We start from the raw sequence: 8,330 nt of genomic DNA, 5'->3' as shown, positions 1-8,330 counted from the left end.
AGGTTTTCATCTCCCGGTAATAGTTGCTGTCGGTTAGTGTATGTTGTTAGAATACAACCTGAAACCTTCATGGACGACATAAACCCGATCCCCGTCCTATCGCGATAAGTCGCCTACTTTATCCGCAATGCGGTGGCCTGGAGCAGGATAAAGTCAGCGGCGGGCGTGCCCGCATGGAATGCATATGGACTAATGACCAGCCGTGCCTCCGGGACGGAACCCGATATATATGCTCCTAATTCACCCAAACTAAACTGTTTGCAACGTCACCGCTTCCGATGGCTCCGCTACCCGACTTTTGCCAAAATTGATCAGGAACAGCAATCCACCGATGAGGACCACGGCCGCTCCAATGTAGAAAAAGGCCTGTCCGTAACTGATGCTTTGTGATTTGAACAAAAAGCCCATCAGCATACCACCGAGGTTACCACCCGCCCCAACTACACCCGAAATAACGCCCAGGGCTTTGGGATTGATGAAAGGTACCAAAGCATACGTACTGCCATTGGCCATTTTCAGGAACAAAGCGAAGGTGAGCATGGAAACAATCGCCATCGTCAGGTTACCCGATTGAGCGAAAAGCAGAATGCCCAGTCCTTCCAGCAAAAGCAACACGGCGAGCAGAATGCCTTTCCCCCGCATCCCGTACCGCTGACCCACGCGGTCGGCTACTACGCCGCCCATCGCTCGAGCAAAGAGATTCATGAATCCGAACAACATGGCCCAGAAACCAGCCTCTGTTTCGCCCAGACTGAATTGATCGAAAAAGTAAAGAGCCGCTACACCGTCAAACGTAATTTCCATACCGAAACAGCAGGCATACGCCAGAGCCAATGCCCAGACCCGAATGTCCGTACAGGCCTCGCGGAAACTACCCGCCGCCGTACCGGCGTTCTGCCGTTGCAGGTCTTCAAAATTGCCTGCGGGGGTATCCGTGGTATATCGGTAGTATAGAAAAGCCATCACCAGCATCAGCAGACCCGGTACAATCATAGCGAGTCGCCAGGCGTCGGATTTGACGAAACCCAGCCCCATAATCAGCGTCATGATCAAAGGCATGGCGAGTTGCGTAACGCCACCGCCCAGGTTGCCCCAGCCACCGGCCACGGCATTAGCCGTACCTTTGATTTTGGGAGCAAACATCATGGACGTATGAAATTGCGTAATGACAAAAGATGCTCCAATCACCCCAATCGCCAGACGAAACAAAAGAAATGTGAGGTAATCGTGAGCCAGTCCAACGAGCATAACCGGCAGCGAACCAATTACCAGGAGAGCCGTATAGGTCTTTCTGGGGCCCCAGGTGTCACACAGTTTTCCGATGATCAGACGGGCAAAAATCGTGGCTGAAACGGCCGCAATAATGGTGTTACCCACCTGAGCCTTTGTCAGTCCCAGATCGGCTCGTATGGCGGGCATGAGCGGAGCCAGTCCGAACCAGCCGAAGAAGCACACAAAGAAGGTCAGCCAGGTTAAATGAAAAGTACGCATCTGGATGCCACGGAAACTGAACAGCGGCAAGGTGTCGAGTGGTTGTTGGGTAGATTTCATCGGGAAGATTGATTTTTAGCTAAAAAGTCCGGACGGATGTTGAGCATCAGATACGCCCACTGACCCTGTTTGTCTTTCTGATTGACCGTATTTAGTTTGACGTATTCCAGGCGATTGTTGCCCTGCATGAAGCTGTAGCCCAGTTCGAGCGAAGTGAAAGAGTTGAGCAGGTACGTGGCTACGAAATCGTATTCCCAGCCCAGGCTGCCCTGAATACTAGAAGGAAGCGTACCGTCTATACTTCGGTTGCGTACGGGCGACGCCAGAGCAAAATAGTGTACGTCGAAGCTAGCCGTCAGGCGTTTGTGAGCGTATTTGCTCTTGAAAAAGCGATCCTGTAACCCCCCACTCGGCGAGCCCGTGCCTACGTAAAAGTAGTCCATATAGCCCCAGTGCCGATGCGGCGTGCCGTACAGGGGATCAAAGCGGGAAGTCTCGCCGGTCGTCAGACCAGACTTATTACCCGAAAGCACTTCATAACCGAGTCCAAAACTAAAAGGACCCTGCTGCACAAACGCATTTCCCCCGTAGTGATACGCCTGCCGGATGCGTAAGCCATCCCGGTCACGACCGCTTTGCAGGTAGCCGAACGCCTGATAATTCACGCGTTTACTGAGTTTCCCGAGTAACATCGCTCCGTAGGTCAAGCGGGAATGCACGCCCAGTACGTCGTATTTTCGTCCGTAAACGTAGCCACTCGATTCGCTACCGATACTGTCTATACGATACCTGGAAAAGTCATCTTTGAAGAACAGGGCAGAAAACGTCTGCTGCCGGATACTGCGTTGCAGATAGGCCATCTGAAAGGCTTTGAACTGCTGCGTCTGACCGTTCGTACTCACGGCATTGGTCAGGATCGGAGCCCCGTTTTTGCCACTAGTCGGAATAAAGCCCGAAGCCAGGGGCAGTAACATATTTTTCGTGGACAAAGCCGTCGTGGGTACATTGCCGGGCGTGTAGCTGGTACCCGTCAGGCCAAAGGCATCGGAATTTTGATTGAATCCGCCGCCCAGATCCAGTTTCCAGCCCTGATGCCGGAATTTGAGTAAGGCGGCATCAAAGCGACGGCCCTGCTGTAGCCAATCCAGATTGCCGAGTAACCGCACATCGTCGTACACCAGCTCCTGCCGCCCGACTTTCAGCGACAATTCGTCGATGGGACGGAATTTAAGCGTGGTATCCGCCCGATTGATGAGCTGGATTTCGCCCCAGGCCTCGTGTACGGACAGGCGATTGCCATCCGCAACGGAAATACTGGAAGCATCCTGGCCCCAGACGCGTACGTCCTGAAGCGTTACGTTCAGGCGAAGACGGCTGGCCTGGTAGCCAAAACTCAATCGGGTACGCTGTGAGGTGAAAACGGCCGCTTTACTGCCTCGTGGGGCCAGATTGCCGTACCCATCCCGAAGTTCGGTTCGGGTGCGAAGCTGTCCCGTCAGGGAAAGCTGGGCATGAGCAGTCGGGCCGATGCAGCTGGCTCCACCAAGAGCCAGTACCATCAGATACATTTTTTTCATCGGAAAGGATTTCGTACTACCGGAAGAATGGTATGCAACGCGTAAGTACTTCTGACCTGCGGCAGGGCCAGTACGAAGAGCGGTAGGCGGCGACAGTTCGTTCGCCAGCGAGAGACTGGATTTGCTTTACGTCTGTTTTTCCATTTCCTTTGAAACGTTTGTGTGAACCATGAACAAGCCCCAAGTAACCGATCCAAAGGTGCCCCCGCACCGGATCGGTTCTTTTTTTTATGGATTGGATTTTGTAAGAATCTGATTATTCACAAGCTACAGCAGCCAGACACTCGCGGATGTAGGCCGGATGCAGCGTTACTACCTCGCCAATCACCAGTACTGCCGGAGCCCCCACGCGGTGGGCGGCTACCCGTTCCGGCATTTCCCAGACCTGACCCAGTACGCAGCGTTCATCGGGCCGGGTTCCGTTCTGAATGACGGCCATGGGTAGGTCTCCGCGACCGTGATTAATATATAACTGACACAATTCCTGAATTTTTTGCAAACCCATTAGTACTACTACGGTAGCCTTGGATTGTACGGCTAGCTTGAGGTCCTCCGATAGCTCGCCGTGACGTGTCGTTCCGGTAATGACCCAGAAACTTTCACTCACACCCCGCCGGGTTACCGGAATGTGCTGTGAGGCGGGTACGGCGATACAACTGGATATCCCCGGAATAATCTCACAGTCGATGCCGTGCTCGCGGGCGTACACGTATTCCTCATGACCCCGGCCAAACACGTACGAATCGCCCCCCTTCAGACGTACCACGTGACCATACTGTTTCGCCAGTGACACCAGCAGAGCATTGATTTCTTCCTGCGAAAAGGAAGGCCGTCCTACCCGCTTGCCCACGTATTGCTTCATCGCACCCGTAGGAGCGTATCGCAGGAGTTCCTGATTGGCCAGATCGTCATATAATACAACGTCGGCCTGCTCCAGAGCCCGTAGTCCTTTCAGGGTAATTAACTCTTCGTCTCCGGGACCAGCTCCTACCAGGGTGATGCGTGTTTCCATGCCTTTGCTCGTTTGAGTTACTATCAGTTATGTACTATATATAATGAATTGTTACTATAACTGATTGTTGGTTCAAAAATAGAGGTGAAATTTTAAAAAACAATGAAAAACATTAAAAATAGGTTTTAAAAATAACGATTTGTAAAAGAAAATATTAGGATTTGTGTTTTTGACGATTTATTTTTGACCGTATCAAAAGAGAGGACACGGGGGTGTTTTCTTGGAAATATTCAAAGATACAACGGGCTTGTACTAGTTAAATAGTTAAAAAGAACTATGAATCCACAAACAGAAGTACGGGTAGTCGTCATTGGCAATGGCATGGTCGGCTACAAGTTTTGTGAGAAACTCCTGGCGAAAGCAAAAAAAGGATCCGCGTTTCGGGTAACCGTATTTGGGGAAGAGTCCCGCGTTGCCTACGACCGCGTCCACTTAAGCGAATATTTTGCCGGGAAAACCGCCGACGATCTTTCGATGGCACCACTAAACTGGTACCAGGAAAACGGAATCGAGCTGTATTTATCGGATCCAGTGGTGGACATTGACCGGGAACGCAAGCAGGTTCGCTCGCACCACGGTCTGGTGGTTCCTTACGATTATCTGGTACTGGCGACGGGTTCCGGAGCTTTCGTGCCGCCGCTGGAAGGCGTGGAAAAAGATGGTGTATTCGTGTACCGTACGCTCGAAGATCTCGACCTGATTCAGTCCTACGCCCGAAAGGCGAAAAAAGGAGCCGTATTGGGTGGCGGTTTGCTGGGTCTGGAAGCCGCGAAAGCCCTGCTGGACTTAGGTCTGGCAGAAGCCCACGTGGTCGAATTTGCTCCCCGGCTGATGCCGCGTCAGATTGATGAAGTGGGATCGGGCATTCTGCAACGCAAATTGTCATCCTTGGGATTACAGATTCATTTATCCAAGTCCACGCAATGCCTGCTGGGAACTGAAACTATTGAAGGCATGCAGTTCGCCGATGGTTCGGTACTCGACGTGGACATGCTCATCATTTCCGCCGGGATTCGTCCCCGCGACGAGCTGGCGAAAGTAGCCGGACTGGAAACGCACCCCCGGGGCGGTATTCTGGTGAATAACTCCTTGCAAACCTCTGATACGTCCATTTTTGCGATTGGGGAGTGTGCCCTGGTTCATCAGATGATTTACGGACTGGTGGCCCCGGGATACGAAATGGCCGACGTAGTGGCTTCTCAGCTGGTGGGCGAAAGCAAGGAATTTAAGCCCTATGATCTTTCCACCAAGCTTAAACTCATTGGCGTTGATGTGGCCAGCTTCGGTAATCCCTTCGCTCAGGAACCCGACTGCCAGACCATTGCCTACGAAAATAAAGCCAAAGGCATTTACAAACGCATCAACGTGAGTTCGGATGGCAAAACGTTGTTGGGAGGCATTCTGGTTGGCGAAGCCGAGCAGTACAACATGCTGCTGCAAACCTGCAAAAACCAGACGGTGCTGCCGCCCAATCCGGAAGACCTGATTCTGGGTTCGCGGGGTGGGGAAGAAGCCGGTGCCGGCGTGATGAGCTTGCCCGACGATGCCCTGATCTGTTCCTGCGAAGCCATTACGAAAGCTCAGCTCTGCCACGAAATTTCCGAAAACGGACATACCACCGTCGATGCCCTGAAAAAGAGTACCAAAGCCTGTACGGGTTGCGGCGGTTGTACGCCGATGGTCAAAGACCTCATCCAGGCGGTGCAGAAACAGCAGGGGGTATACGTGCGAAACATCATTTGTGAACACTTCGACTATACCCGTCAGGAATTGCTGGACCTGATTCGGATTAATAAACTAAAGACCTACAATTCCGTACTCGATCACTTCGGAAAAGGCCACGGCTGCGAAACCTGCAAGCCCCTGGTGGCTTCGGTACTGGCCAGTTTGTGGAATGAAAACGTACTCGAGCAGGGCCGGGCGGTGATTCAGGATTCCAATGACCGTTTTCTGGCGAATATTCAGAAGGGCGGTAGTTACTCGGTCGTACCCCGGATTCCGGGTGGTGAAATTACGCCCGACAAGCTGATTGTGATCGGTCAGGTTGCCAAGCGATACAACCTGTACACCAAAATAACGGGTGGCCAGCGGATTGATCTATTCGGAGCTCACGTGGGCGATTTACCCTACATCTGGGAAGAACTCATCGCCGCCGGTTTTGAAAGTGGTCACGCCTATGGCAAAGCCCTGCGTACGGTAAAAAGCTGCGTCGGATCGACCTGGTGCCGGTTTGGGGTACAGGACTCCGTATCGTTCGCCATCGAACTCGAAGAACGGTACAAAGGTGTTCGGGCTCCGCACAAATTCAAATCGGGCGTCTCGGGTTGTATTCGGGAATGTGCCGAAGCCCAGAGTAAGGATTTTGGCATCATTGCTACCGAAAAAGGTTGGAACCTCTACGTGGGTGGCAACGGCGGCTCCAAGCCCCAGCACGCCCAGTTACTGGCGGCGGACGTGGACAAAGAAACGTGTATCCGGCTGATTGACCGTTTCCTGATGTTCTACATCAAAACCGCCGATCCGCTGACCCGTACGGCCACCTGGCTCAATAAGCTCGAAGGCGGTATGAGTTACCTCAAAGCCGTTGTCGTGGACGACGTACTGGGCATCGTAGCCGATCTGGAAGCGGAAATGCAGCAATTGATCCAGATGTACCAGTGTGAGTGGAAAGAAGTTGTGGAAAACCCCGAATTACGCAAGCGGTTTACGCACTTCGTAAACGCCCCGGAACAGAAAGATCCCACGCTGGAATTTGCTCCCCTGCGGACGCAGGTTCAGGCCAAAGAATGGAAATAAACCCAGGTATTCACTGTTATACGTTCATCCCGTTTCACTCATGGAAGTACTTTCTCCCGTAACCACCTGGCACCGGGCCTGCCGCGTAGAAGACGTTCCCGCCGATGGCGGAGCCTGTGTACTCATCGACGGCCGGCAGATTGCCATTTTCAATTTTTCCCGCACTAACGAGTGGTACGCCACCGACAACCAGTGTCCGCACCGGCAGCAGATGGTCCTTTCGCGGGGCATGATCGGCAGTCAGGGCGAGGAACCGAAAGTGGCATGTCCGTTTCACAAAAAGACGTTTTCCCTGCAAACGGGCCAGTGTCTGACCGACGAAAACTACCAGATTTCCACGTTTCCCATTCAAATCATCGACGGTCAGGTGTATATTGACGTATGAATGCACTCGACCGGCAGGTAGCCCGCCGTCTGACCCGTTATTATCTGCTGGCTCTGCACGTCATTGCCCTGCTGAGTATCGGGGGGCTAGGGTTCATTCGTCAAACCATCCATACGCACTACGCCGATAGCCGGGTACTGAACGTAGCCGGCCGTCAGCGAATGCTTAGCCAGCGACTTACCAAGCTGGCTTTGCTGCGTTCAGCCCCTCTGCCCAGTGCCGATTCGGTATTGTACGATTCGCTGTTGCAAAGCCTGAAAACGAGTCACGAACAGCTGAAGGCGGGGGTACTGGTGATGGAAAAAGAGTACACCGTACGCCGCAGCCCAACGATTGACCGGATGTTTCAACAACTGGAACCCGTGTTTAAGGCCATGTACCAAAGCTTCGTTCGGGTGAATACGCCAGGACAAACGCCGGATCAGCAACGACAGACGCTGACGGAATTGCTGAAGCAGGAACCCGTCTTTCTCCAGCGAATGAACGCCCTAGTTTTCCAGTTTGACGCGGAAAGTACGGCCCGGGTCAACGAACTGGAACGACTGGAAACCATACTGACACTAGCGACCTTACTGACGCTGTTGCTGGAAGGCCTGTTCGTGTTCCGGCCCGTGGTGCAGTATACCAAGCAAGTGATTCGTCAACTCACCCAGTCAGAAGAGGCTTTGCAAGAGAGTAATGAACAACTGGCTGTGGCGAACGAAGAATTACGCACGACGCAGGAAGAAGTCCTGCGGCTTAGCGATGAACAGCATGCGTTGCAACGAACGGAAGACCACATCCGCTCGGCGGCTTTGCTGGAAGGGCAGGAGGAAGAACGCCGCCGCTTTGCCCGCGAACTGCACGATGGGATCGGGCAAATGCTGACGGGCCTGTACCTGCAGGCGGCTAAGTTTCGAAAAGTGCCCTTCCCGGAAGAGCGGCAACGGCAGCGGGCCGATGAACTGGTGGAATCCATTCAGCTCATCATCCAGACCACCCGGCAGATTTCCCATAACCTGATGCCCACCTTGCTGGGTGATTACGGACTGGCGGCTTCCTTGCAGTTATTGGCTGATCAGCTCAGGAA

At 53.0% G+C, this 8,330-nt stretch carries 6 protein-coding genes; 3 read left to right on the top strand and 3 right to left on the bottom strand.

Annotated features, from left to right (window positions below):
- Nucleotides 1-249: 249 nt before the first annotated feature.
- The 3 genes from ACOJTG_RS23350 to cobA all read right to left on the bottom strand — a co-directional run bounded on the left by ACOJTG_RS23350 (nt 250) and on the right by cobA (nt 4,080).
- Nucleotides 250-1,551 carry a NarK family nitrate/nitrite MFS transporter gene (locus ACOJTG_RS23350; protein ID WP_420156016.1) on the bottom strand — a complete coding sequence of 434 codons (1,302 nt, stop codon included), beginning with the start codon at nt 1,549-1,551 and terminating at the stop codon, nt 250-252.
- The gene (locus ACOJTG_RS23345; RefSeq protein WP_420156015.1) at nt 1,548-3,068 is read right to left on the bottom strand and encodes an alginate export family protein; all 1,521 of its coding nucleotides are present in this window, start codon (nt 3,066-3,068) and stop codon (nt 1,548-1,550) included. The genes ACOJTG_RS23350 and ACOJTG_RS23345 overlap by 4 nt, the downstream gene beginning before the upstream one ends.
- Nucleotides 3,069-3,324: 256 nt before the next feature.
- Nucleotides 3,325-4,080, bottom strand: a complete 756-nt coding sequence (cobA, locus tag ACOJTG_RS23340) for a uroporphyrinogen-III C-methyltransferase (protein ID WP_420156014.1) — start codon at nt 4,078-4,080, stop codon at nt 3,325-3,327.
- A 276-nt stretch (nt 4,081-4,356) separates the two neighbouring features.
- Between cobA and nirB the strand changes: the two genes are divergently transcribed.
- From nirB to ACOJTG_RS23325, 3 genes are all read left to right on the top strand, one after another.
- On the top strand, nt 4,357-6,876 hold the full coding sequence (nirB, locus tag ACOJTG_RS23335; protein WP_420156013.1) for a nitrite reductase large subunit NirB: 2,520 nt from the start codon (nt 4,357-4,359) through the stop codon (nt 6,874-6,876).
- A gap of 40 nt (nt 6,877-6,916) precedes the next feature.
- Complete coding sequence (gene nirD, locus ACOJTG_RS23330; RefSeq protein WP_420156012.1) at nt 6,917-7,261, top strand: nitrite reductase small subunit NirD; 345 nt, start codon at nt 6,917-6,919, stop codon at nt 7,259-7,261.
- A partial coding sequence (locus ACOJTG_RS23325; RefSeq protein WP_420156011.1) for a histidine kinase occupies nt 7,258-8,330 on the top strand: 1,073 nt, incomplete at its 3' end. The genes nirD and ACOJTG_RS23325, both read left to right, overlap by 4 nt.

Origin of the sequence: Siphonobacter sp. (assembly GCF_048595215.1) — a bacterium.
Taxonomy (GTDB): Bacteria; Bacteroidota; Bacteroidia; order Cytophagales; family Spirosomataceae; genus Siphonobacter.
This window is presented reverse-complemented; position numbering and strand designations above follow the sequence as displayed.